General features: G+C 71.2%; 19 protein-coding genes. 7 read left to right on the forward strand and 12 right to left on the reverse strand.

Translation table 11 applies throughout. From position 1 onward, the window contains the following. Window positions 1-14 precede the first annotated feature (14 nt). From VHU88_21460 to disA, 5 genes are all read left to right on the forward strand, one after another. On the forward strand, window positions 15-755 hold the full coding sequence (locus tag VHU88_21460) for a hypothetical protein (protein HEX3614267.1): 741 nt from the start codon (window positions 15-17) through the stop codon (window positions 753-755). Next, window positions 755-1,663 carry a phosphoribosylaminoimidazolesuccinocarboxamide synthase gene (locus tag VHU88_21465; protein HEX3614268.1) on the forward strand — a complete coding sequence of 303 codons (909 nt, stop codon included), beginning with the start codon at window positions 755-757 and terminating at the stop codon, window positions 1,661-1,663. Before VHU88_21460 ends, VHU88_21465 begins: the two co-directional genes overlap by 1 nt. Next, window positions 1,660-2,505 (forward strand): class I SAM-dependent methyltransferase, encoded by an 846-nt coding sequence (locus tag VHU88_21470; protein ID HEX3614269.1) that lies wholly within the window; start codon window positions 1,660-1,662, stop codon window positions 2,503-2,505. The genes VHU88_21465 and VHU88_21470 overlap by 4 nt, the downstream gene beginning before the upstream one ends. A gap of 74 nt (window positions 2,506-2,579) precedes the next feature. Then, complete coding sequence (radA, locus tag VHU88_21475; GenBank protein ID HEX3614270.1) at window positions 2,580-3,992, forward strand: DNA repair protein RadA; 1,413 nt, start codon at window positions 2,580-2,582, stop codon at window positions 3,990-3,992. A gap of 121 nt (window positions 3,993-4,113) precedes the next feature. Continuing rightward, a complete protein-coding gene (gene disA / locus VHU88_21480) occupies window positions 4,114-5,214 on the forward strand; it encodes a DNA integrity scanning diadenylate cyclase DisA (protein HEX3614271.1) in 1,101 nt (366 codons plus the stop codon). Between the two features lie 83 nt (window positions 5,215-5,297). Here disA and VHU88_21485 read toward each other — a convergent pair whose 3' ends face one another. From VHU88_21485 to VHU88_21530, 10 genes are all read right to left on the reverse strand, one after another. Further along, window positions 5,298-6,026, reverse strand: a complete 729-nt coding sequence (locus tag VHU88_21485; protein ID HEX3614272.1) for a hypothetical protein — start codon at window positions 6,024-6,026, stop codon at window positions 5,298-5,300. A 151-nt stretch (window positions 6,027-6,177) separates the two neighbouring features. Then, on the reverse strand, window positions 6,178-8,676 hold the full coding sequence (locus VHU88_21490) for an ATP-dependent Clp protease ATP-binding subunit (GenBank protein ID HEX3614273.1): 2,499 nt from the start codon (window positions 8,674-8,676) through the stop codon (window positions 6,178-6,180). A gap of 438 nt (window positions 8,677-9,114) precedes the next feature. Further along, window positions 9,115-9,456: an Lsr2 family protein gene (locus VHU88_21495; GenBank protein ID HEX3614274.1), complete on the reverse strand. Its 342-nt coding sequence runs from the start codon at window positions 9,454-9,456 to the stop codon at window positions 9,115-9,117. A 112-nt stretch (window positions 9,457-9,568) separates the two neighbouring features. After that, on the reverse strand, window positions 9,569-10,063 hold the full coding sequence (locus VHU88_21500) for an amino-acid N-acetyltransferase (protein ID HEX3614275.1): 495 nt from the start codon (window positions 10,061-10,063) through the stop codon (window positions 9,569-9,571). Next, window positions 10,060-11,580 carry a bifunctional lysylphosphatidylglycerol synthetase/lysine--tRNA ligase LysX gene (lysX, locus tag VHU88_21505; GenBank protein ID HEX3614276.1) on the reverse strand — a complete coding sequence of 507 codons (1,521 nt, stop codon included), beginning with the start codon at window positions 11,578-11,580 and terminating at the stop codon, window positions 10,060-10,062. Before lysX ends, VHU88_21500 begins: the two co-directional genes overlap by 4 nt. 172 nt (window positions 11,581-11,752) lie before the next feature. Continuing rightward, window positions 11,753-12,535: a type III pantothenate kinase gene (locus VHU88_21510; protein ID HEX3614277.1), complete on the reverse strand. Its 783-nt coding sequence runs from the start codon at window positions 12,533-12,535 to the stop codon at window positions 11,753-11,755. Next, the gene (locus VHU88_21515; GenBank protein ID HEX3614278.1) at window positions 12,535-15,120 is read right to left on the reverse strand and encodes an L-aspartate oxidase; all 2,586 of its coding nucleotides are present in this window, start codon (window positions 15,118-15,120) and stop codon (window positions 12,535-12,537) included. The genes VHU88_21510 and VHU88_21515 overlap by 1 nt, the downstream gene beginning before the upstream one ends. A gap of 31 nt (window positions 15,121-15,151) precedes the next feature. Further along, complete coding sequence (gene panD / locus VHU88_21520; GenBank protein HEX3614279.1) at window positions 15,152-15,622, reverse strand: aspartate 1-decarboxylase; 471 nt, start codon at window positions 15,620-15,622, stop codon at window positions 15,152-15,154. Window positions 15,623-15,718: 96 nt separating this feature from the next. Next, on the reverse strand, window positions 15,719-16,579 hold the full coding sequence (gene panC / locus VHU88_21525) for a pantoate--beta-alanine ligase (protein HEX3614280.1): 861 nt from the start codon (window positions 16,577-16,579) through the stop codon (window positions 15,719-15,721). Between the two features lie 94 nt (window positions 16,580-16,673). Further along, window positions 16,674-17,609 carry a DUF2520 domain-containing protein gene (locus VHU88_21530; GenBank protein ID HEX3614281.1) on the reverse strand — a complete coding sequence of 312 codons (936 nt, stop codon included), beginning with the start codon at window positions 17,607-17,609 and terminating at the stop codon, window positions 16,674-16,676. Window positions 17,610-17,874: 265 nt separating this feature from the next. Here VHU88_21530 and VHU88_21535 point away from each other — a divergent pair, with 265 nt between their 5' ends. Both VHU88_21535 and VHU88_21540 read left to right on the forward strand, forming a co-directional pair. Continuing rightward, a complete protein-coding gene (locus VHU88_21535; protein ID HEX3614282.1) occupies window positions 17,875-20,496 on the forward strand; it encodes a LuxR C-terminal-related transcriptional regulator in 2,622 nt (873 codons plus the stop codon). A gap of 241 nt (window positions 20,497-20,737) precedes the next feature. Beyond that, window positions 20,738-21,232 carry a hypothetical protein gene (locus tag VHU88_21540; protein ID HEX3614283.1) on the forward strand — a complete coding sequence of 165 codons (495 nt, stop codon included), beginning with the start codon at window positions 20,738-20,740 and terminating at the stop codon, window positions 21,230-21,232. Between the two features lie 96 nt (window positions 21,233-21,328). Here VHU88_21540 and VHU88_21545 read toward each other — a convergent pair whose 3' ends face one another. Then, window positions 21,329-22,822 carry a dynamin family protein gene (locus tag VHU88_21545; protein ID HEX3614284.1) on the reverse strand — a complete coding sequence of 498 codons (1,494 nt, stop codon included), beginning with the start codon at window positions 22,820-22,822 and terminating at the stop codon, window positions 21,329-21,331. After that, window positions 22,815-24,674: a dynamin family protein gene (locus VHU88_21550; protein ID HEX3614285.1), complete on the reverse strand. Its 1,860-nt coding sequence runs from the start codon at window positions 24,672-24,674 to the stop codon at window positions 22,815-22,817. Before VHU88_21550 ends, VHU88_21545 begins: the two co-directional genes overlap by 8 nt. Window positions 24,675-24,842: the final 168 nt, after the last annotated feature.

Genomic DNA, 24,842 nt, shown 5'->3' on the forward strand with positions numbered 1-24,842 from the left:
CTAAGCTGACCCGCATGCCCGAGGTCATGTTGGACTTCCCCCGCAGTTGGGTGGAGTTCGGAGACCCGGACGATCCCGATCAGGTGTTCCGGGCCGACCTGACCTGGCTCACCTCCCGCTGGACCTGCGTCTACGGCAGCGGTTGCCAGGGGATCGTGCCGGGACGCGCCGCCGACGGTTGCTGCACGCTCGGCGCGCACTTCGCCGACGCGGGGGACGAGAAACGGGTGCGCAAGGCGGCCAAGGAGCTGTCCGCTAACGAGTGGCAGTACCGCGAGGCCGGGCGCAAGAGCGTCGTGCAGAAGGACTCGGAGGGCTCGAAGCAGACCCGGGTCGTCGACGGCGCCTGCATCTTCCTGAACCGCGAAGGCTTCCCGGGCGGTGCCGGCTGCGCGCTGCACAGCCACGCGCTGAGCACCGGGCGCCACCCGTTGGAGATCAAGCCCGACGTGTGCTGGCAGCTTCCGGTCCGCCGGTCCTACCGCCAGGTGCAACGCCCGGACGAGACCAGCTACCTGGAGGTCACCATCGGCGAGTACGACCGCCGCGGCTGGGGCCCGGGCGGGCACGACCTGAACTGGTGGTGCACCGGGGCGACCGAGGCCCACGTCGGCAGCGAACCGGTCTGGATCAGCTACGGCCCGGAACTGCGCGAGCTGATGGGCCACGCGGCCTACGCCGTGCTCGCCGGGATGTGTGCCGAACGCGACGCTGGCAACGCCGTCGCCCCGCACCCGGCCGACCTCCCCGCCTGATGGCCGAGCCGAGCCGGTCGAGCGGCGTCGGTCCGGACGAGGTCCGCTCCGCCGAGGATCGCGGCCAGTTGACGCTGTTGCACTCCGGCAAGGTCCGTGACGTCTATCGCGACGGCGCCGACCTGATCCTGGTCGCCTCGGACCGGGTCTCGGTCTTCGACGTCATCCTGCCGACGCCGATCCCGGAGAAGGGCGCGATCCTGACCGCCCTGTCGCTGTGGTGGTTCGAACAACTGGCCGGGGTGGTGCCGGACCACATCGTCTCCGCGACTGACGTACCGTCAGAATTTGCCGGGCGCGCGATCCGCTGCCGGCCGTTGCGGATGGTGCCGGTCGAGTGCGTCGCCCGCGGCTATCTGTCCGGGTCCGGGACCACGCAGTACCAGGCGACCGGCAGGGTCAGCGGGGTCGCGCTGCCGCCGGGGTTGGCGGAGGCCTCGCGCTTGCCCGAGGCGATCTTCACCCCGACCACGAAGGCGCCGGTCGGCTCGCACGACGAGCCGATGACCGCGGCCGAGGTCGCCGAGGCGGTGGGCCCGGCACTGGGCGAGCGCCTGCGCGAGGTGACCCTCGAGCTCTACCGGCGCGGGGCGCAGATCGCCGCGGAGCGCGGGATCATCGTCGCCGACACGAAAATCGAGCTGGGGCTGGATTCCGACGACGTGCTGACCCTGGGCGACGAGTTGCTCACCCCGGACTCCTCGCGGTTCTGGCCGGCCGAGGATTGGGTGCCGGGTCGGGCGCAGCACGGCTTGGACAAGCAATTCGTCCGCGACTGGGCGGCCGGCACCGGCTGGGACCGTAAGCCCCCGGCGCCCGAGGTGCCCGCCGAGGTCGTCGCTGCCACTCGGGAGCGCTACCGCGAGATCTACCGACGGCTGACCGGACGGACCTGGCAGGCGGGATGACCCCGTCCGGGATCATTCCTGGCGGCACGGTTCCCAGCCCGAACATCTGGGAGAACCCGGAGCTCTACGAACTCGAGAACACCGCCGTCGACCCGGACGGGGTGATCGAGGCCGCCATCGACGAACTGCTGTCCGACGGGGCGTCACTTGCCAATGCACCCGGAAGTACGCCGACGGAAAGAGCCTTCAGTCCTGCAATTGGCGTACTGGAGGGTGCACTTGGCAACGAAGCGGCACAGTTCCAGCGTGGCTGGGGTGACGTGCTCGACGTCGGCTGCGGCGCGGGATTCCACCTGCCCCGGCTGGCCGCGTGCGCCGACAGTGTGATCGGCGTCGAGCCGCACCCCGGACTGGCCGCCCGGGCCACGCGCCGGGTTGCCCAACTGAAGAATGTGACGGTCCGTCAGGGCACGGCGCAGGGGTTGCCGGTGGCCGACGCTTCGATCGACCTGGCCCATGCCCGATGGGCCTACTTCTTCGGTCCCGGCTGCGAACCGGGCCTGCGCGAACTGTCCCGGGTGTGCCGGCGCGGCGCGGCGGTCGTGGTGCTGGACCACGACGCGACGCGGTCGTCGGTCGGCCGGTGGTTCGCCGCCGGGCTGCGGGAGGACGGGATCGAGCACGATCCGGACCGGCTGGAGCGGTTCTGGGCGCGCAACGGGTTCGTGCTGCGCCGGTTGGACGTGCGGTGGCGGTTCACCCGGCGCGAGGATCTCGCGGCGGTGCTGGCGATCGAGTTCCCCGCCGGGGTGGTCCAGGCAGCGCTGGCTGAGGTCGACGAGCGGGGTGCCGGGTGGGACGTCGACGCTGCGGTGAACCTCTGGTTCCGTCGGTTCGGCTGACCTCCGCCTTACCCGGTGCACCCGCTCCCGCGCGGCACGCCGGAGTTGTCGGTGCCGGCAAATAACGTGGACGCATGGGGAAGCACAGCGAAATCTTCCGGTGCACCGACTGCGGCTGGCAGACCGGGAAGTGGGTCGGGCGCTGCGGCGGCTGCCAGGCCTGGAGCACGGTGTTGGCGATCGCGTCCGGGTCGCCCGGCGGTCGGCGGCCGAGCAGCCGTGCCTTCCCCCGGTCCCCGGCCCTGCCGATCGATCAGGTCAGCGTCACCGCCGCGCGGCACAATCCCAGCGGCGTCGCGGAGTTGGACCGGGTCCTCGGCGGCGGACTGGTCCCCGGCGCGGTCGTGCTGCTGGCCGGCGAGCCTGGCGTCGGCAAGTCCACGCTGCTGATCGAAGTCGCTGCGGCCACCGCCCGGCAGGGCGCGAAGGTGCTCTACGTGACCGGCGAGGAATCCGCCGCGCAGGTGCGGTTGCGGGCCGAGCGGGTCCGTGCCGTGGTCCCCAACCTGTACCTGGCGGCCGAGAACGACCTGGCCGCGATCGTCGAGCACGTCGACACCGTCGCCCCGGCGTTGCTGGTGGTCGACTCAGTGCAGACGGTCACCAGCGTCGAGGCCGAGGGCTCGGCCGGTGGCGTGGCCCAGGTCCGCGAGGTGGCCGGGGCGATCACCCGGCTGGCCAAGGAACGCGGAATGTCGGCGCTGCTCGTCGGCCACGTCACCAAGGACGGCGCGATCGCCGGTCCCCGGATGCTCGAGCACCTGGTGGACGTGGTGCTGCACTTCGAGGGCGAACGCGGCAGTCGGCTGCGGATGGTCCGGGGCGTGAAGAACCGCTACGGCCCGGCCGACGAGGTGGCCTGCTTCGAGATGGCCGACGACGGCATCTTCGGACTGCCCGACCCGAGCGGGCTGTTCCTGTCCCGAGCCCCGGTGGCCGTGTCCGGCCAGTGCGTGACGGTGACGGTCGAGGGCCGGCGAGCTCTGGTGGTCGAGGTGCAGGCGTTGGTCGCGCCCAGTCCGGCGCCCGCGCCGCGGCGGGCCACGGCCGGGCTCGACCCGGCCCGGATCGCGCTGACCCTGGCGGTGCTGGAACGGCGTGCCCGGGTTCGCCTGCACGACAAGGACGTCTACACCTCGACGGTCGGCGGTGTGCGGCTCTCCGACCCGTGCGCGGATCTCGCGGTGGCGTTGGCGGTGGCCAGTGCGGCCGGAGACCAGCCGCTCCCCGTTGACATGGTGGCGCTCGGCGAGATCGGTCTGGCCGGTGAGCTGCGGCCGGCCAGCGGGATCACCGTGCGGTTGGCCGAGGCGGTTCGGCTGGGCTTCCGGCGGGCCCTGGTGCCGCCCGGTTGCGCGAGCAACGCCCCGGACGGGATGACGGTCCTCGAGGTCGGGACGTTGGCGGCTGCTTGGTCGGCGGCCGCAGCGGGTACAGCTGCAATTACGCCTGCGCGGCGCGGCGGCCAGCTCTCCGTGATCCAGTGACGGTGCGCAGTGGGACCGTCGTCAACGGCGCAGGTCGAAATCGGTTGGTCCGGTGTTCACCGCGAACGTCCTGGTAGCACAAGTAGAATCTGGCCCCAACAGCCTTCCGACTCGGGGGAGCGTGTCAGCGATCGACCGGTCTGGCGCTGAGCACGAGGCGCTGCTGCGGGTGACGTTGGCCGCAGTGGCGCCGGGTACAGCGCTGCGCGAAGGCCTGGAGCGCATCGTGCGCGGCCACACCGGGGCGCTGATCGTCCTCGGCCACGACAAGACCGTCGAGGCGATGTGCACCGGCGGGTTCGCCCTCGATGTCGAGTTCTCCGCGACCCGGCTGCGTGAGCTGGCGAAGATGGACGGTGCGATCGTCCTCGACCGCGACGCGACGAAGATCGTCCGGGCCGCCGTGCACCTGATGCCGGACGCGAACATCCCGACGGCCGAGTCCGGCACCCGGCACCGCACCGCCGACCGCGTGTCCCGGCAGGTGGCCCTGCCGGTGATCTCGGTCAGCCAGTCGATGAACCTGATCGCGTTGTACCTGAACGGCAACCGGCACGTGCTGGAGGACTCCGGCGCGATCCTGGCCCGCGCCAACCAGGCGCTGGCCACTCTCGAGCGCTACAAGCTGCGCCTCGACGAGGTCGCCGGCACCCTCTCGGCCCTGGAGATAGAGGACCTGGTCACGATCCGCGACGTCGCGGCCGTGGCGCAGCGACTGGAGATGGTGCGCCGGATCGCCGGTGAGATCGCGGGCTACGTGGTCGAGCTGGGCGCCGACGGCCGCCTGCTGGCCCTCCAGCTCGACGAGCTGATCTCCGGGGTCGACCCGGACCGCGAGCTGATCGCACGCGACTACTTGCCGCCCCAGTCCGGCCGCAGCAAGCTGACGGTGCAGGTGGTGCTCGACTCGCTGAACGGCCTCACCGCCGGTGACCTGCTCGATCTGACCACGGTGGCCCGCGCCCTCGGGCACGCGGCGTCGGCCGATGCCCTCGACGCCGCGGTCAGCCCTCGTGGATTCCGGCTGCTGGCAAAGGTCCCGCGTCTCCCCGCGCTGGTCATCGAGCGCCTGGTCGACCACTTCGGCGGGCTGCAGAAGCTCCTGGCCGCCAGCATCGACGACCTCCAGGCCGTGGAAGGCGTCGGGGAATCCCGAGCCCGCTCGGTGCGCGAGGGCCTGTCCCGCCTGGCCGAGTCATCGATCCTCGAGCGCTACGTCTGAGCGCTGCGATCATCGATGATCGCAGGGCGCACTCTCATACGCGCAGGGCGCACTCTCATACGCGAGGCGTCAGATTCAGGCTCTCAGCGGATGCGGAAGACGACCTTCTTCTGGGCCTTCACGCCGGCGGCGGAGCCGTCGAGGGTGTAGGTGCCGGGGCGGGCGTCGGAGTCGCCGGTGGCGCAGCCTGGCTTCGAGCGTGACCGGTTCCAGATCGAGCGGCCCCAGAGCTTCTGGCCGGGGGCCAGGGTGCGGATGTCGTGGGCGCCCTTGCCCTGACAGTCCCGCGACGACCAGATCCGGTCCGGCCCGGAGCGGACGGTGAACGACAGCGCGATCGAGCCCAGGTCGACCCGGCAGGGAGCGTTCCCGATGTTGCTGATGCCGATGTAGAACTTCGGCTTGCTCGACTCGGAGTAGCTCTTCGAGTCAGCGCGCAGTTCGACGCCGAGGTCGTTCTTGGCGCACCGCGGAATCGCCGGTGGGGCCGCTGGTGCAACGGCGGTCGGGACGGCGGCAGCGGGGGCCGCCGTCTTGCCCTTGCCGGGCTTCACCGTCGCGCCCGGCTTGGCCGGCACGGCGCCCGCCGGGGACGGCAACGGCGTGACCGCGTAGGCCGAGGTCGTGTTGGCGCCCGGCATCGCCAGGGCGCCGGTCGGCGCCCCAGTGGGTGCGCCGGTCGGCGCGGCGGCGACGGTCGGGGTCGGGGTCGGGGTCGGTGTGTAGGTGTCGGTCACCGGCACCGCCGGGAGTTTCCGCGTCGAGACCTGCAGGTGCGGCGGGCCACTGCTCGCGCACGAATGGACCAGCATGAGCAGGCCGACGGAAGCGGCGGCCGTCAAAATTGCACGCCGGCGCCAGTAGACGGAACGAGGACGCGTCGCGGTAGTCATGGCAATTGAAAATTAGAACGACGCGCCCCCCGAGATCGGGAGGCGCGCCGTTGCGTCAGGTGCGGAAGGGTCAGTCGTTACGCAGTTCGACCGGCGGGGCGTCGGGCATCGGCTGCGGCTTCGGCTCACCCCGGAAGGTGAACTTGACCTGGTCGCCCTCGCCTTCCACGTCGACCACGACGATCTGACCCGGCCGGAGCTCCGAGTAAAGGATCTTCTCGGACAGCGCGTCCTCGACGTCGCGCTGGATCGCGCGACGCAGCGGCCGGGCGCCGAGGACCGGGTCGAAGCCGCGCTTGGCCAGCAACGCCTTGGCCGCGGGCGTGACCTCGATGGCCATGTCCTTGTCCTTCATCCGGTCGTCGAGCTTGGCAACCATCAGGTCGACGATCTGGATGATCTCGTCCTGCGACAGCTGGTGGAACACCACGATGTCGTCGACCCGGTTCAGGAACTCCGGCCGGAAGTGCTGCTTGAGCTCGTCCTGGACTTTGAGCTTCATCCGCTCGTACCCGGTCTGGTGGCTACCCTCCGCGGCGAAGCCGAGGTTGATGCCCTTCGAGATGTCGCGGGTACCGAGGTTCGTGGTCATGATGATCACGGTGTTCTTGAAGTCCACGACCCGGCCCTGGGCGTCGGTCAGGCGACCGTCCTCCAGGATCTGCAACAGCGAGTTGAAGATGTCCGGGTGGGCCTTCTCGACCTCGTCGAACAGGACGACCGAGAACGGCTTGCGGCGCACCTTCTCGGTGAGCTGGCCGCCCTCCTCGTAGCCCACGTATCCCGGCGGCGAACCGAACAGCCGCGAGACCGTGTGCTTCTCGGAGAACTCGGACATGTCCAGGGCGATCAGCGAGTCCTCGTCGCCGAACAGGAACTCCGCCAGCGTCTTGGACAGCTCGGTCTTACCGACGCCGGACGGGCCGGCGAAGATGAACGATCCACCGGGGCGCTTCGGGTCCTTCAGGCCGGCCCGGGTACGCCGGATCGCCTGCGAGAGGGCCTTGATCGCCTCGCGCTGCCCGATGACGCGCTTGTGCAGCTCGTCCTCCATGCGGAGCAGACGGCTCGACTCCTCCTCGGTCAGCTTGAAGACCGGGATGCCGGTGGCGGTCGCCAGGACCTCGGCGATCAGCTCCTCGTCGACCTCGGCGACAACGTCCATGTCGCCGGACTTCCACTCCTTCTCCCGGAGCGACTTCTCCCCGAGCAGTTGCTTCTCGCTGTCGCGCAGGGATGCGGCCTTCTCGAAGTCCTGGGCGTCGATCGCCGATTCCTTCTCGCGGCGGACGTTGGCGATCTTCTCGTCGAACTCCCGCAGGTCCGGCGGGGCGGTCATACGACGGATCCGCATGCGCGAGCCGGCCTCGTCGATCAGGTCGATGGCCTTGTCCGGCAGGAACCGGTCGGAGATGTAGCGATCGGCCAGGGTGGCCGCCGCCACCAACGCGGCGTCGGTGATCGAGACCCGGTGGTGGGCCTCGTAGCGGTCGCGCAGACCCTTGAGGATCTCGATGGTGTGCTGCAGCGACGGCTCGGCGACCTGGATCGGCTGGAAGCGGCGCTCGAGCGCGGCGTCCTTCTCCAGGTGCTTGCGGTACTCGTCGAGCGTGGTGGCGCCGATCGTCTGCAGCTCACCGCGGGCCAGCATCGGCTTCAGGATCGACGCGGCGTCGATCGCGCCCTCGGCGGCACCCGCGCCCACCAGCGTGTGCAACTCGTCGATGAACAGGATGATGTCGCCGCGGGTGCGGATCTCCTTCAGGACCTTCTTCAGCCGCTCTTCGAAGTCGCCGCGGTAGCGGGAGCCCGCGACCAGCGCGCCGAGGTCGAGCGTGTACAGCTGCTTGTCCTTCAGCGTCTCCGGGACCTCGCCGCGGACGATCTTCTGCGACAGGCCCTCGACCACGGCGGTCTTGCCGACGCCGGGCTCGCCGATCAGCACCGGGTTGTTCTTGGTCCGGCGGGAGAGCACCTGCATCACGCGCTCTATTTCCTTCTCCCGCCCGATGACCGGGTCGAGCTTGCCCTCGCGGGCGGCCTGGGTCAGGTTGCGCCCGAACTGGTCGAGCACCAGCGAAGTCGACGGCGTGCCCTCGGCCGGCCCGCCGGACGCGGCCGGCTCCTTGCCCTGGTAGCCACTCAACAGCTGGATGACCTGCTGGCGGACGCGGTTGAGGTCGGCGCCGAGCTTGACCAGCACCTGGGCGGCGACGCCCTCACCCTCGCGGATCAGACCCAGCAGGATGTGCTCGGTGCCGATGTAGTTGTGGCCCAGCTGCAGCGCCTCGCGCAGCGAGAGCTCCAGGACCTTCTTGGCGCGCGGCGTGAACGGGATGTGCCCGCTCGGGGCCTGCTGGCCCTGGCCGATGATCTCCTCGACCTGGGACCGGACGGCCTCCAGGGAGATGCCAAGGCTCTCCAACGCCTTGGCCGCCACGCCCTCGCCCTCGTGGATCAGCCCGAGCAGGATGTGCTCGGTGCCGATGTAGTTGTGGTTGAGCATCCGGGCCTCTTCCTGGGCCAGGACGACAACCCGACGGGCTCGGTCGGTAAATCTCTCGAACATATGGCAGCGCTCCTACTGTGCCTGACGTTGCCAGAGGCAAACCTGGGCTGCTCGGCGGCGATGGGTGGAGCATTCCATCCAACGCCTGTCATCACTGTATCCGTGACCCGTTGGTGACGTCTGGTCGCCGGATGCGGTGGTCGGATCCCCCCGGACCACCGCCTGCGGTCACGGCGTACGACGTCAACGGCACGAGCCGACGGTTTCTTCCCGATACTTCGCGGCCGGCGCCCGGGCGGATCGGGCCGGGCCTGGCGGACCGGGGCGAAACGGGCGGCAGATCGATTTACCTGAAGCCTCCCCGCCGGGAACTGGACGTCTGCTCGGGCCGGCGCCGCGCCACGGGCACGAGGCTGCCGGTGGGCGGGAGTGAGTTTCATGAAAAACGCCGGTCGGGGCACCGCCTGCGGCGGGCCCCGACCGGTTGGTTGCTACGTCTTATTTGTGCGCGTTGTTGTACGCCTCGATGATCGTGGCCGGAATGCGCCCACGCTCGCTCACGTCGAGGCCCTTCTTACGCGCCCATTCCCGGATGTCCGAGGTGTTCGCCGAACCGGAACGCGCGGCGGGCTTGGCGCCGACGGCGCGACCCCGAGCCGCCCGGCCACCGACCCGGCGACCGGAACCGATGTAAAGCGCGAGAGCGTCGCGCAGCTTGCCCGCGTTCTTGGCCGACAGGTCGATCTCGTACGCGACACCGTCGAGCGAGAACGACACCGTCTCCTCGGCCTCGCTGCCGTCGAGGTCGTCCTCAAGAAAGACGAGGGTCTTTGATGCCATGGCGGGGATTCCCCTGCTCTCGCTCGTTGTCCTGGATGGCGAAGCCGGCACGCACCGCGTGCGGGAAAAGCAAACCAGGATTTGCGTCTTTCGGCAAATGTGCCGCGCGACACTAGAGCGTCAGCAGCATCCGCGAGTTGCCCAGAGTGTTCGGCTTCACTCGTTCCAGATCGAGGAACTCCGCAACGCCTTCGTCGTACGACTTCAGAATCTGCTCGAACACCTCGTGCTCGACCGGCACATCGTCGATCACGACGAAACCGTGTTTGGAGAAGAATTCGGCCTCGAAGGTCAGACAGAAGAGTCGACGTACGCCGAGTTCGCGGGCAGCGGCAATCAACTGTTGCAGCAGCAGATGCCCGAGTCCGGTACCGCGCAATTGGGGTACGACCGCAAGCGTGCGGACCTCGGCGAGATCCTCCCACATCACGTGAACCGCGCCGCAGCCGACGACCGCGCCCTCGTGGACGGCCACCCAGAATTCCTGGACATCCTCGTAGAGCTTCACCAACGGCTTGGACAGCAGGATCCGCTCATCGGCATAAGCGTCGATGAACGCCCGGATCGCCCGGACGTCGGAGGTCCGGGCGCGGCGCAGTTCACTCACGAGCCGACCTGGCCCTGCGGACGCACGAACGGGAACAGCACGGTCTGTCGGATGCTGGCACCGGTGAACATCATGAGCAGTCGATCCACGCCCATGCCCATTCCACCGGTCGGCGGCATTGCGTACTCCAGGGCACGCAGAAAATCCTCGTCCAACTGCATCGCCTCGGGATCTCCGCCGGCGGCGAGCAGCGATTGCGCGGTGAACCGAGCGCGTTGCTCGACCGGGTCGATCAACTCCGAGTACGCAGTGCCGATCTCGTGGCCGAATGCGACCAGGTCCCACCGTTCGGCCAGCCGCGGGTCGATGCGATGCGCCCGGGTCAACGGAGAGACCTCGGTCGGGAAATCCCGATAGAACGTCGGCAGCACAGTGTGCTCCTCGAGCAGTCGTTCGTACATCTCGAGAATGACCTGGCCGCGATTCCACGCCGGATCGAGGGGGACCTCGGCCTTCTCGCACACCCCGACCAGTTCGGCCAGCGGTGTGTCGGCGGTGATCGTGACCCCGAGAACCTCCGAGAGGCCCTCGTTGACGGTGACCGAACGCCATTCGCCGCCGATGTCGTACTCGTCGTCGCCGTGCCGGATGACCGTGGAACCGAGCGAGTCCCGCGCCGCATTCTGGATGAGCCGACGGGTCAGTTCAGCCATCGAGTTGTAGTCGCCGTACGCCTCGTAGGCCTCGAGCATCGTGAACTCTGGATTGTGGCTGGCGTCGACGCCCTCGTTCCGGAAATTCCGATTGATCTCGAAGACCTTCTCCACCCCGCCGACCGCCAGTCGCTTGAGGTACAACTCCGGGGCGATCCGCAGGTACAGGTCGACGTCGTAGGCGTTGATGTGGGTCACGAACGGGCGGGCGTTCGCCCCGCCGTGGATGGCCTGGAGCATCGGCGTCTCGACCTCGAGATAACCGGCGTCGGCCAGCGTGTTCCGCAGCGAGCGGACGGCGTCGCTGCGCAGCGCCAGCATCCGGCGGGCCTCGGGGTTCACGATCAGGTCGACATAGCGCTGCCGGACCAACGCCTCCGCGTCGGACAGGCCCTTGTGCTTGTCCGGCAGCGGCCGCAGGCACTTCGCGGTCAGCGCCCAGGAGTCGGCCAGCACCGACAACTCACCACGCTTGGAGGTGATCACCTCGCCGGTGATACCGACGTGGTCGCCGAGGTCGACGTCGGTCTTCCAGGCCGCCAGCGCCTCCTCCCCGACGCGGTCCAAGGACAGCATCACCTGGAGGTCGCCGGTGCCGTCCCGCAGCGTCGCGAAGCACAGCTTCCCCCCGGTGCGGGACAACAGCACGCGGCCGGCGATCCCGACGGTCTGTCCGGTCGACACGTCCGGTCCAAGGCCCGGGTGGGCGGCGATCACCTCGGCGATCGAGGAGGTGCGCGGGTAACCGACCGGGTACGGCTCCCGCCCGGCGGCGCGGATCCGGTCCAACTTCTCGCGCCGGATCCGGATCTGCTCCGGGGTGTCCGCGCCTGCCGTCAATGCTTCGTCGTTCGCCTCATTCACCGGCACAGGTTAGCGATCCCGGCCAGCGCCCTGGGCGGTTGCAGTCGTCGACCGTAAACCGTGCCTGTCGGGAGTAAACCCTGCCTGTCGGTCGAAATAACGGCCGACAGGCAGGGCTAAAGGTCGACGACCGCAAAACAAGCGCGGGTGTTCCCGGGTTGCGGCCGGCGGGTCAGAGTGCGGCGTTGCGCTCGAAGATCAGGCGCAGCCCGATCAACGTCAGCCACGGCTCGTGCTTGTCGATGCTCCCGGCTTCGCCGAGCACGACCGGGGCCAGGCCACCGGTGGCGACCACGGTCACCGAGTCGGGGTCGTCGGAGAGTTCCTCGGCCATCCGATCGACGATCCGGTCGACCTGACCGGCGAAGCCGTAGAGGATGCCGGACTGCATCGCCTCGACGGTGCTCTTGCCGATCACCGACCGCGGCCGGGCCATCTCGACCTTGCGCAGTTGGGCGCCCCGGGCGCCGAGGGCCTCGACGGAGATCTCGATGCCCGGCGCGATCGCCCCCCCGACGTACTCGCCGCGGGCGCTGACCGCGTCGAAGGTCGTCGCCGTGCCGAAGTCCACGACGATGCACGGCCCGCCGTACAGGTGCGCGGCGGCCAGGGCGTTGACGATCCGGTCGGCGCCGACCTCCTTCGGGTTGTCCATCAGCACGGGCACGCCGGTCCGTACGCCGGGTTCGACGACCACCGTCGGCACGTCCGGGTAGTGCCGCCGGGCCAGCTCGCGCATCTCGTGCAGGACGGCCGGGACGGTGGAGCAGATCGAGATCCCCGAGACCACCTCGGAGTCGTCGCCGACGTGCTGCAACAGCGACCGCACGGTGACCGCGAGTTCGTCGGCGGTCCGGCGCGACTCGGTGGAGATCCGCCAGGTCTGGTAGATCACGCCCGCGTCGAACAGCCCCAGCACGGTGTGGGTGTTCCCGACGTCGATGGTCAACAGCATCAGCGCGCTACCTCTCCAGTTGCGGTCGCCTCCGGCGTCCGCAGGTCCAACGCCACGTCGAGCACGTTCACGGAGTGGGTCAACGCACCGACCGAGACGAAATCGACCCCGGTCGCCGCCACCGCCGCGGCGTCGGCGAAGGTCAACCCGCCGCTGGCCTCCAACTTCGCGCGGCCGCCGGATCGGGCGACGGCCGTGCGCATCAACTCGGGGCTGAAGTTATCCAGCAGCACGAGCTCCGCGCCGGCCGCGAGGACGGCGTCGAGCTGCTCGAGGGAGTCGACCTCGACCTCGACGGGGATGCCGGGGAATGCTGCCCGGACCGCCTCCAGCGCCTCGACGACCCCGCCGGCGGCGATCACGTGGTTGTCCTTGATCAGGGCCTCGTCCCACAGCGCGAAGCGGTGGTTGACCCCGCCCCCGCAGCGCACCGCGTACTTCTCCAGCGCGCGCAGCCCCGGGGTGGTCTTGCGCGTGTCGCGGACCCGCGCGCCGGAGCCGGCCAACGCGTCGGACCAGGCGCGGGTCGCGGTGGCCACCCCGCCGAGGCGGCCGAGGAAGTTCAGCGCGGTGCGCTCGGCGACAACCAGGTCGCGGGTGCGGCCACGGACCGACATCAGCACGTCGCCGCGATGCACCCGCTCGCCGTCCTTGGCCAGTTGGTCGACGACGACCTCGCCGTCGCTGACGTATTCGAAGACCGCGCGGGCGACCGCGAGCCCGGCGATCACTCCGTCGGCGCGGGCGACCAGGTCGCCGACGCACCACTGCTCGGCCGGAACGGTGGCCGCGGTGGTCACGTCGAGCTTGCCCGGTCCGAGGTCCTCGGCCAGCGCGAGCTCGACCAGGTGAACGACCTGATCGGCGCTCAGACCGGCCTCGGCGAACTGCGCGAGCAGCACCTCGGACGGGAAGGCCCGCGACTCCGGCGTGCTGTCGCTGCGGCTGGACACCAGAACTCCGCCGGCCGTGGTCAGGTCGACGTGACGCTGCCACCGGGCGTCGTCGCGGGCCGGGAAGTCCTCGCGCCAGTGCGAACCGCGGGTCTCCTCGCGCTGCCCGGCCGCGGCGACCAGCGCGGTGGCCACCGTGTGCAGGTTGGTGGTCTGCCAGGACTCGACCCCGGGCGTCCCGGGTCGGTCGACCGCCAGCCCGGCCAGTTCGGCCGCCGTACGCAGCAGCCCCTCGCGGGTGCGCAGCACGCCGGCGCCCGCGCTCATCAGTGCCTGGATCTCGGCCCTGACTTCGCCGTCGATCAGGCCAGGCTCGCGACGGTCGAGCGCGGCCTCGCGCCGCTGCGGCAGGTTGACGGCCAGGTCCGCGGCGATCCGCTGGGCGAAGACCAAGCCCTCGAGCAGCGAGTTCGACGCCAGCCGGTTGGCCCCGTGGACCCCGGAACAGGCGGCCTCGCCGCAGGCCCACAGGCCGGGCAGCGACGAGCGGCCGGACAGGTCGGCGCGCACCCCGCCGGAGGCGTAGTGGCAGGCCGGGATGACCGGAATCAACTCGGTGACCGGATCGACGCCGTGCTCGCGGCAGGTGGCCAGGATCGTCGGGAACCGCTCGCGCCACTTGGCCTCGCCGAAGTCGCGGGCGTCCAGCCAGACGTGCGCCCGCCCGGTGGCGTACATCGTGCGCAGGATCTGCTTGGCGACGACGTCGCGCGGTGCCAGGTCGGCCAGTTCGTGGACGCCGGGCATGAAGCGCTCGCCCGCGGCGTCGCGCAGCACCGCCCCCTCGCCGCGCACGGCCTCGGAGATCAACGGCTGCTGCCCGGTCGTGTTCTCGCCCAGCCACAGCACGGTCGGGTGGAACTGCACGAACTCCAGGTCGCGGACGACCGCGCCGGCCCGAAGCGCCATCGCGACACCGTCGCCGGTGGCCACCACCGGGTTCGTCGTGGCGGCGTAGACCTGCCCCAGGCCACCGGTGGCCAGGACCACCGCGCCCGAGGCGACCGCGCCTACACCGTGCGGTTGACCCTCGCCCATAACGTGCAGGGTCATCCCGGCCACGGCGCCATCGGCGGTCAGTTGCATGTCCAGGGCCAGGGCGTGCTCGATCACCTGGATGCGCGGTTCGGCGTGGACAGCGTCGACCAGCGCCCGCTGGATCTCGGCCCCGGTCGCGTCGCCGCCGGCGTGGGCGATGCGGCGGCGCCGGTGCCCACCCTCCAGGGTCAGGGCGAGTTCCCCGTCGGCGGAGCGGTCGAACACCGCGCCGGTGGAGATGAGGTTCCGCACGGCCGGTGGCCCCTCGGTGACCAGCACGCTGACCGCGGTGGTGTCGCACAGGCCGTCGCCCGCGGCGACGGTGTCGCGCAGGTGCTCCTGCGGGCTGTCGCCCGGGCCGAGTGCGGCCGCGATACCACCCTGCGCCCACCGGGTGGACCCGGCCGAGAGCACGTCCTTGGTGACCACCAGTACCGGGCCGAGCGACTCCGGCAGAACAGCCGCGGCCTGCAGCGCGATCGTCAGGCCGGCGATCCCAGAACCCACGACGACGACCGCAGCCTGCGTCGTCCATCCCGGATCGGGTGCCGCCAACCGCGCGATCAGCCGCGGGGCGGAGCTGCTTTCGGTCACCTGCGTGCTTTCTGCGGACGAGGAGACGCGCTCAGCGGTGCGCTGCGTGGTGGTGCAGCAGCGGGTCGTCGACCGGATCGACCAGGCCGTCGCCGCGCAGGTCGCCGCGGGCGGTGCCGACGCCGGGGACGGGGGCGGCCGGGTCGCCGTCGATGATCACGATGCGGTTGCGGCCGTCGACGTGCACGACGGTCGGCCTGAGCTCGCGGGCTTCCCGGTCGGTCACACCCATGTAGCTGATGATGATCACGAGGTCGCCGGGCGCGACCAGGCGGGCGGCCGCGCCGTTTATGCCGATCACGCCGGAGCCGCGCGGGCCCGGGATCACGTAGGTCTCCAGGCGGGCGCCGTTGTCGATGTCGACGATCGCCACCTGTTCGCCGGGCAGCAGGTCGGCGGCGTCCATGAGGTCCTCGTCGATCGTGACCGAGCCGACGTAGTGCAGGTCAGCCTGGGTCACGGTCGCGCGGTGGATCTTGGACTTGAGCATGGTGCGGAACATCAGAGGGTCCCTTCGATGGGTAAGGGCCGGTCACTGCATTAACACCACTGCGATCGGTAACAGTTCCATATCCGTTCAAGAGCTGTGCAGCGGGAGTTACCTGGGCTTGCTTCCCGGCGGTGGGGCCGCCAGGAGCACGGGCAGATTGTCGATCAGCCGGGTCGTTCCCACCCAGGCCGCGGTCAGCAGCCGAGCGGGACCGGCACCGGGTGTCGGACCGAGGTCCGGCGCCCGGAGTTCCAGGTAGTCCAGCGCCACTCCGGACGCGGACTCGATGTGCGCCCGGGCCGCGGCCAGCACCGCGTCCGGACCGTCTACCCCGGCCGCCGCACCGGCGGCCAGACCCCGGGACAGGGCCAGGGCAGCGCGGTGCTCCTCGTCGGCCAGGAAGCGGTTGCGGCTTGAGCGGGCCAGCCCGTCGGGCTCGCGGACGGTCGGAACGCCGACGATCTCCACGTCGAGGTCCAGATCGCGGACCATCTGCCGGATCAGCGTTAGCTGTTGGTAGTCCTTCTCGCCGAAGTAGGCCAGCGCCGGTCCGGTCAGATGCAGCAGCTTGAGCACGACGGTCAGCACACCGTCGAAGTGGCCGGGTCGGGTGGCGCCCTCGAGGTGGTCGCCGACCGGGCCCGCCGTGACGATCGTGGCCGGGCGACCGGACGGGTACAGGACCGAGTCGTCGGGAGCGAACAGAACGTCCACGCCGGCCTCCTGGCACACCGTCAGGTCGGCGTCGAAGGTCCGGGGGTACCGGTCGAGGTCCTCGCCGGCGCCGAACTGCAGCGGGTTGACGAAGATCGTCGCGACGACGGTTCCGCAGTCCTTGCGCGCCCGGCGCATGAGTTCGGCGTGCCCGTCGTGCAGGGCACCCATCGTCATCACCACGCCACGCGGGTCCGGCAAACCGGCCAGCGCCGCCCGCAACTCCGCCCGGGTGCGTGCCACCAAGAGGCTCATCCCGCCACCCCCGCCTGCATCTTGTGTTGGGCCTCGGGGCTCTCAGGACGTCGCGAGGGCCCCGAAACCCGACACAAGTTGGCGATCGGAAAGCTCATCGGTCGCCGCCCTCCGCCCGTTCGAAAGGGTGCCGGCGGCGGAGCACCTCGAGCAGGTCGGCGGCGCGCGTCGAGTCCAGCAGCCCGGCGGCCAGTGCCCGGTCGGCGGTCAGGCGGGCCATGGCCACGTACGCCGCCGCCGCCTCCGGGGACTGCCCGGCGATCGCGGTCACATGCGCGCCGACGGTTCCGGAGTCGCCGCGGGCAACCGGCCCGGTCAGCGCGTGGTCGCCGCTGCGCAGCGCGTTGTCCAGCGCGGCCCCCAGCAGCGGACCGAGCAATCGCGACGGGTTCTCCACGCCGGCCACCGCGAGCAGGTCGGCCGACTGCGCGACCAGCGTGACCAGGTGGTTCGCGCTGTTGGCCAAGGCCGCGTGGTAGAGCACCCGGTGCTCCTCGGCCACCCACTGCGGGTCGGCCCCCATCTCGACCACCAGGGCCTCGGCCACCGGCCGCAGCGGCTCCGGAGCGGTGATACCGAAGCAGGCCCCGGCCAGTCGGGCCAGGTCGACCCGGGTGCCGGTGAAGGTCATCACCGGGTGCAGCGCCAAGGGCAGGGCCCCGGCGCGGGTCAGCGGGTCGAGCACCGCGGTGCCGTAGCGACCGCTGGTGTGCGCCACCAACGTGCCCGGTGCGACTGCCTCGGCACTGACCAACGCCTCGACCAGCGGCGGCAAGGCGTCGTCGGGGACCGCGAGCAGCAGCAGCGAACTGCGTGCGGCGACCTCGAACGGGTCGACGCAGTCGATCCCGAGCAGTTCGGCGGCGCGCTCCCGGCTGGCCCGGCTGAACCCGGAGGCCGCCACCACCTCGTGACCAGCCCGGATCAGCGCCGCCCCGAGCACTGCGCCCACCCGGCCGGCGCCGAGTACACCGACCGCCAGGCGGGCGGGGTGCGGCGCAGCTCGGTCGGGCCTGCTGGGTTCAGTCATCGCTCGTCGTTCCAGTCCTGGGTGGGTACCGGACGTCTCGGGGCCAATTCTGCCAGCTTCGCGGCTGAGCCACCATCGCCCAGGACACAGATACTCCTGGGACTGTTGTGCCGTATGTGATCTATGGGGCAAACTGGGACAGGCTGCTCATCCTGAAGCCGAGGGCTCTTCGGATCAGGAACCGGGGGGCCGCGCTCCGCGTCCCACCCAGCAGCCGAGCCCGAATGGAATCCGGCGCCCGGCCAGACCGACGGAGGAATGCCCAGTGGCTCGACCCGTCGGGGGTCTGGACATCCTCGCCCACCCCACGGATCGAAGTCTGAGTGGCGGCCGGCCCGCACCGGCCCCGGCGTTGACCGGCGGACCCGAGGCGACTGCGCTGTGCACCGAGGTCGCGCGCAATCCGCTGGCCGCGCTGCGCGTACTGGTCGTGGGCGCCGGCGGCACCGGCAAGACGACTGTGCTGGACGCGCTGGCCCGGCTGTGGTCGGCGGCCGGGGTGACCGTGCTGCGCGACCCGGGTCGGCGGCCGACGCCGGCCGACGGCGAGTGCGCGCTGCTGGTCGACGACGCGCGCACGCTCTCCGACGACGAGTTGGCGTACCTGATCTCCCTGACCGGCTCCGACAGCGTCCGGCTGGTGGTCGCCGCCCGACCCGGGCCGACGCGCCCGGCGCTGGACACCCTGGCCGGGGCCCTCGGGCGGATCCGGCCGCCGATCGTGCTGGGCCGCTTGGACCTGCCCGCCAGCCGCAGCCGCGTTGAGGCGCTGTGCCCGCGCAACGCCACCCCGGCGTTGGCCGAGTGGATCCACAACCAGGCCGGCGGGAACCCGCGACTGGTCGGCCTGCTCACCGTGGCACTGCGCGACGCCGCACTGATCCCGGACCGCCCGGCAGCCGACTGGGTGCCCACCCGAGTGCCGACCGGGATGCTCGAACAGATCCGTCTCGAGGTCGACCTGCTCGGCGCCGACAGCGCGAGCCTGCTGCACGCGCTGGCGATCGGCACCGACCCGGACCCCGGCCTGCTCGCCCAGGTGCTGGGCATCGGCCCGGACCGCATCGAGCGGGCCGCGCAGGACGCCACCAGCTCCGGCCTGCTCATCGAGGCCGGCACCGTGCTGCCCATCGTCCGGGTGGCCGTGCGCGTGCTGACCGCGCCGATGCGCCTCCAGGCGTTGCGGACCCGCCTTGCCGCGTTGGTGCTGGGCCGCGGCGGGTCGATGCTTCCCTACGCGAAGGAACTGGCCGGTGTCGGCGCGACCGGGCCCGAGGTGGCCGCCGTGCTCGTCGCCGGCGCCGCCGAGGCCACCGACCCGCGGGTGATCGCCTCCCTGCTGGCTGAGGCTGTCCGGGCCGGCGCGCCGGTGGAGACCGTCGCCGGGCGGATGTCACGCGCGACCGCACTGACCGGCGACCTGGACTACGCACTGCGCCTGGCCGACCGAGCCGTCGGCGACCCGAACGCCGCCGACCGCGACGTGGCGATCACGGTCGCAGCCGCGATCCTGGCCGGTCGCGGCATGCTGTCGCGCAGCGCGGCGCTGCACCGCTGGTTCGCCGGCCCGACCGGAATCCCGGCTGCGGCCGCCGCGCCCGCCCTGCTGGGCACCGGCGACCTGGCCGGCGCGACCGCCGCGACCAACGGCGGCACCGGCGCCCCGACCCTCGGTGAGGGCGTCGAGACACTGCTGGCCGAGGGCCTGCTGGAGACCGTCACCGGGACGCCGAGCGCTGCGCTGTCGAAGCTGACCCGCGCCGCGGCCTTGCTCGAACCGGGCGCGACCCGAGCACTGCTGTCCGACACCCCGGCGGCGCTGGCCGCCGTGGTGGCGTTGAACTGCGGCGAGTTCGGGGTGGCCGAGTCGGTGCTGGCCCGCGCGGTCGGCATCGGGCTGGGCGGGGAGTTCGCCCGCTCGCGACATCAGGTGTTGCAGGCCTGGATCGCGATGCAGCGCGGCGACCTGGATCGGGCCCGGGCGTTGCTGGCCTGTCCGGGGCCGGGCGGCGGCACGCTGGAGCCGCGCGAGGAGTTGATCGCCGCGGCGATCGAGGTCGGCATCGCCCGCCGGGAGGGCAACCTGGGCGCGCTGTCGATCGCGTGGGCACGAGCTCGGCAGGCCGTCGTCCGGCACCCGGTGGACCTGTTCACGTTGCACGCACTCGGCGAACTGGCCGTGGCGGCCGAGCGGCTGAAGGAAGCCGGGTGGGTCGCTCCGCACCTGGCCGAGGCCTGGGCGCTGCTGGCGCGGTTGGGCGAACCACCCCTGTGGGCGGCGCCGATGCACTGGTACGCCGTGCAGGCGGCCGGTTTGGGCGAGCGTCCGGAGGACGCGGCGCCGCACGTGGCCGCGCTGGTCGCAGCGACGGCCTACCCGCAGGCCCAGGTGCTCGCCGAGGCGGCCCGGTGCTGGTTGCGGGTCATGGCCGGGCAGATCGACGCCGCCGAGGTGGAGGGGGCCGCCCGCCGGTTGCACGCCATCGGGCACGCCTGGGACGCCTCCCGGTTGGCCGGCCAGGCCGCGGTGCGGGCCGAGGACCGGGCGGTGATGACGAGCCTGCTCAGCTGCGCGCGCAGCCTGCGCCCGGACGTCGCGGCCGCGGACCTGCGCCCGCTCGAGCCGGCGGCCGGCACCGCGCCGGAGGCACCGGTGCGCGCACACGCCATGTCGCCGCGACCCGGTGAGGTCCCACTGTCCGACCGCGAGCGCGAGGTCGCCGCGCTGTTGGTCAACGGCCTGACGTACAAGGAGATCGGCGCCCGGCTGTTCATCTCGGCCAAGACCGTCGAGCACCACATCGCCCGCATCCGGCACCGCTGCGGCGCGACCAGTCGCGCCGACCTGTTCTCCCGGCTGCGCGCCACCCTCGAGGCTGCCGAGTAGGCCGTCCGCTCCGATCATTGATGAGCGAGGCGTCATACCGATGGGGCCAGACCTGGCCCGTAGCCCCGTTTCACGCATGAGAGAGCCCACGCCGCGTATGAGAGAGCCCCGCCAGATCATCGATGATCGGCGTGCACGGACGGAGTAACCCGATTTCGCGCGATTGCCCGATCCGAGCAGTGTTGCTCCCGTTAGGCCCGGAATGCCCGGGCCGCGGCCTGGATGCAGGGGGACACGGCAAATGAGGAATTCCTGGAAGCTCTGGACCACGATCGGCGCCGGCCTACTCGTCGTTGCCGGCCCCTCGGCGACCGGCGCCGCTGCAGCTGACGTCCCGTCGCCGCAGTCTGGGGTATCGCAGCCGAACCCGGATGGTCCGCCGAACGCGTACAACCCGGGCATGCAGGCTGACGGTGGTCAGACCTCCGCGGACTCGACGGGCGGGCCGCAGACCGGCAAGGAGATGCAGCCCCCGGCGCCGAAGCCGGCGACCACGGCGGAGAACGGCCGACAGGTCACGACCCCGGACTTCGAGAGCAAGCCGGGCAGCAACCAGCCCGCGCCGTCCGCGCTGCCCGCCGATCGCGCCGGCAAGCAGGCCCCGGCCGCCCCCGCCGACCCCAACTTCCCCGCCGACCCGAAGATGCCTTCAGCCGGCGACGACGGCTCGGACATGAACGTGCCGAACGTCACCGCTCCCGGCGAGGGCCCCGGCCCGGTCGGCCCGACCGCCTGACGCCACCCGCGCCTGCCGAAGACTCCCCAAGCGCCCCTGGCCCCCACGGCCGGGGGCGTTCGGCATTCCCAAGCCGGGATCAGAACTGACGATACGTCAGGCTCCCTGCGGCGGCAGCGCCGCGATGATCCCTTCGCAGGTACGCACGACCACCCTGGCGGCGTCGGCCACGGCTCGGACCGAGACCGGGTTCTCCGCCCGGCGGCGCCAGCGGGTCAGGGTCTCGGCCGCCTCGGCGCGCAGCTTCGCGGGCGGCGTGCCGAAGTTCAGGCCCAGCCGGACCCAGGGCTTCTGCCCGGAGCCACCGAGGATTCGCTCGGCCTCCGCGGTCAGCTCCGGATCCATGGCCACGACCCCGGCGCGCAGCGCTCCCAGCAGCGCCAACTCGACGAACTCGTGGGCCCCGGCGGTGATCCGCTCGATCTCGCCGAGCAGTTCCGCCGAGGCGTCGGTCGGCACCTGCCGGATCATCCGCTCCAGGGTCAGCAGCACCGAGCGCGCCTTGAGCAGCCCGGCCCGCTCGGTGAACAGCGCCGCCAGCGCCCCGGTCAAGTCTGCCAACCCACTGCGCCGCACCAGTTCGCCGGCCAACGCCGGGGCATCCGCGAAGCCCTGACGGATCAACGGCAGCGCGATCCGCACGCCGAAGAGCCCGAGCCGGACCAACAGTTCGCGGCGGACCTCCGCCGGCGGCAGGTCGGGCGCGCCCTCGGGGAGTTCGCGGGAGAACCGGTCGGCGGACAGCAACAGGCCCTCGACGTAGTCTCGGTCGGCGGCGGCCAACACGGCCAGCGCGTTGAACTCGGCCTGCCGCAGGGTCCGTCCAGTCTCGGCAAGCAGGCCGGCCACCGGGACCACGGTCTGGCACAGCGCACGGATCGCGTGGTCGGACCGCATCCGGCGGGCGATCTGGCCCGCGGAGGTGAGCGCGTCGACGCGGCCGGCGCCGATCTCGTCGGCCCGCGACAGCACCGCGACCGTGTTCACCGGCGACGAGCCGGTGGCAGAGTGAGCGTGGAAAGCCTGCAGGAAACCGATGTCGTCCGCGTGCACGTGCCGCATCAGATAGACGATCGCGTCGGCCTCGCCGGGTTCCGACCCGGGCGTCAGGAACGCCTCGGTGCGGGCGGAGAGCTCCGCCGAGGTCGAGGCGATGCCCGGCGTGTCGATCAACGTCATCGCCGCCAGGTCGATCGACGGCCAGTCGACCGACAACCGCTCGACCTGCTCGGGCGCCACCCCGCACAGATCGATCAGCAACCGACCATCCTTGCGGTTGATCGGCAGGTCGCGCAGGCCGCCGTCGTGGCTCTGCAGGGTCATCCGGGGCACCGGGGCGTCGCGGTACCAGGTGACGATCCGGGTGCACTCCCCCGCGTCGGTCGGCGCGATGATCTCGCCGACCATCGCGTTCAGCAGCGTGGACTTGCCTGCCTTCACCTTGCCCGCGATGGCGACCCGGATCGGGCCGTCGAGGCGGGCCGCGCAGGCGTCGATGCGCTCGGTGACCTCGGGAAGGTCGACGTAGACCTCGCGGGCGCGGCGCAACAGCACGGCGACCTGCGAGCCGATCTCGGGCCGATCAGCCACGGTCGGAGCCCGCGGGTACGGCCGGCGGGGCGGACACCAGCGAGGCGGCTGACCGTTCGACGGTGGCGATCCGGGTCAGCAACGCACGCAGTTCGGAGACGCGCTGGTCGCGCTGGGCGGCGTCCGCACGGGCAGCGGTCTCCGCGGTGCGCATCGACTCGGCCAGCGAGGTCTCCAACTCGGCGGCGACGTCGGTGAAGTGGTCGCGCAATTGCCGTTGCAGGCGGCGCAGCAGATCGCGGGAATCCTTGCCTACGTGGAATATGACGTCGTCGGTGTAGCGGCGGACGGCCACCTTCGCCTCGGCTTGCCGCTTCGTCAGCAACCGTTTGCGTTCATCGCGCAACGTCCGTCCGCCGAGCAGCATTCCGGCGCCGACCGAGAACGGGTTGAGCATCGCCAACCCGGCCACGGTGGAGAACATGCCGAACATCAGCGTCCCGATGTAGCCGCCACGGACGGCGGTCAGCGCCTTGTCGGCGATGTTCGGGTCATCCGTACTGGACAGGGCCATGGGGCGGATCTCGTCGAGCATCGAGGTCCCGCTGACCAGTTCGAGCTCCGGCAGCGCCAACTGCCCGTCCTCGGCGAAGTGCTCGGCGACCTGGGTCGACAGCCAGCGGGCCCGCTCATGGGTCCAGACGAAGTTCGCCGAGGTGGCCGCGGCAACCCGTTCCTCCACCCACGGGGCGAACTCGACCCAGACGACGGCCGGGTCGCCGAAGGAGTCGATCTCCTCCTCCGCGGCGCGGGTGATCTCGCGCAGCCGGTCGCGCAGGTCGTAGTCGATGTCGGAGGACAGATCGGCGGCGCCGTCGGCCAATGTCTGCTGCCAACGCGCGGACCGGTCGCGCAGCGCGGTGATCCGGGACTTGGCCTCGGCCAGCCCGCGGATGATCGCGTCGACCGTCTCCGGGTTCTCTGCGACGCCGAGCTCGGACGAACACGCCGACGAGAGTTGCTCAGTGACCCGCAGAACCGTGTTCGCCGCGGCCCGACGGGTCAGCAGGTCGGCGTGCTGGACGATCTGGGTCAGCAGCGTGGCCAGGACCGGGAAGCCCGACTCGACGTTGAGCTCGTTGTCGTTGCGCTCCAACGCGTGCCAGCGCAGCGTCGAGGACACCGGGATCACCTGGGCGGTGACGCCCGCCGCGGCCAGGTGCTCGGCATTGAGCGCGTAGATCTTCCGCCACTCCGGGTACAGGTCGATCTTGGTCAGCACGCACGTCAGGTTCGGGCACAGCTTCACCGCGTGCTTGCAGAACTCGAGCTCGGCGCCGGTGTACTCCTGCGCGGCGTCGGAGACCAGCAGGACGGCGTCGGCGCCGGGCAGCGCGGCCAACGTCGTGGTGGCGCGCACCGAACCGAGGCCGCCGACCCCGGGGGTGTCGACGAGCTCGAGCCCGCCCTCCAACAACGTCGCGGGCAGCGAGACCTCGACGTGGGACAGGCCCGCCCGGTTGCCGGGGTTGCCGGTCTCGCTGACGTGCCCGGCCAGGTCGTCGACCGCGATCGGGGTGCGCTCGTACTCCGGCTCGGCAGGATCCGGGCCGTCACCGGCCCGCGGCTTCTCCTTCACCAGCGCCGCCGAGGGCTGCTCGCCCCAGGACACCGAGGTCGGCACCGAAGTGGCGATGTCGTCGTCGACCGGGCAGATCCGGGCCCGCACCAACGCGTTGACCAGTTGGCTCTTGCCCTGCTTGAACTCGCCGATCACCAGGACCCGCACGCGGTCGTCGGCCAGTCCCACCGCCGCCCTGCGCAGGCGGGTCGCCAAGTCCTTCCGGCCGCAGGCCACGGCCAGTTCCAGCGCCGCCTCGACGGTGCCGACCACTGCCTCCGCTGCCGCCATCCGCCCCACCTGCCCTGCGCCGGAATCCCCAACCCATCCCGGAAAGAGGGATGGCCCCGTCCTGGGGTGCGTTGCCCAGGACGGGGCCGATCCTTTCACCTCGGTCGGTCGCGTGGGGCTAACCACGCGACTCGCGGGCAGGCGGACGAGCCGAGGTGTTCCTTACCC

It is taken from the genome of Sporichthyaceae bacterium, assembly GCA_036269075.1.
Taxonomy (GTDB): domain Bacteria; phylum Actinomycetota; class Actinomycetes; order Sporichthyales; family Sporichthyaceae; genus DASQPJ01.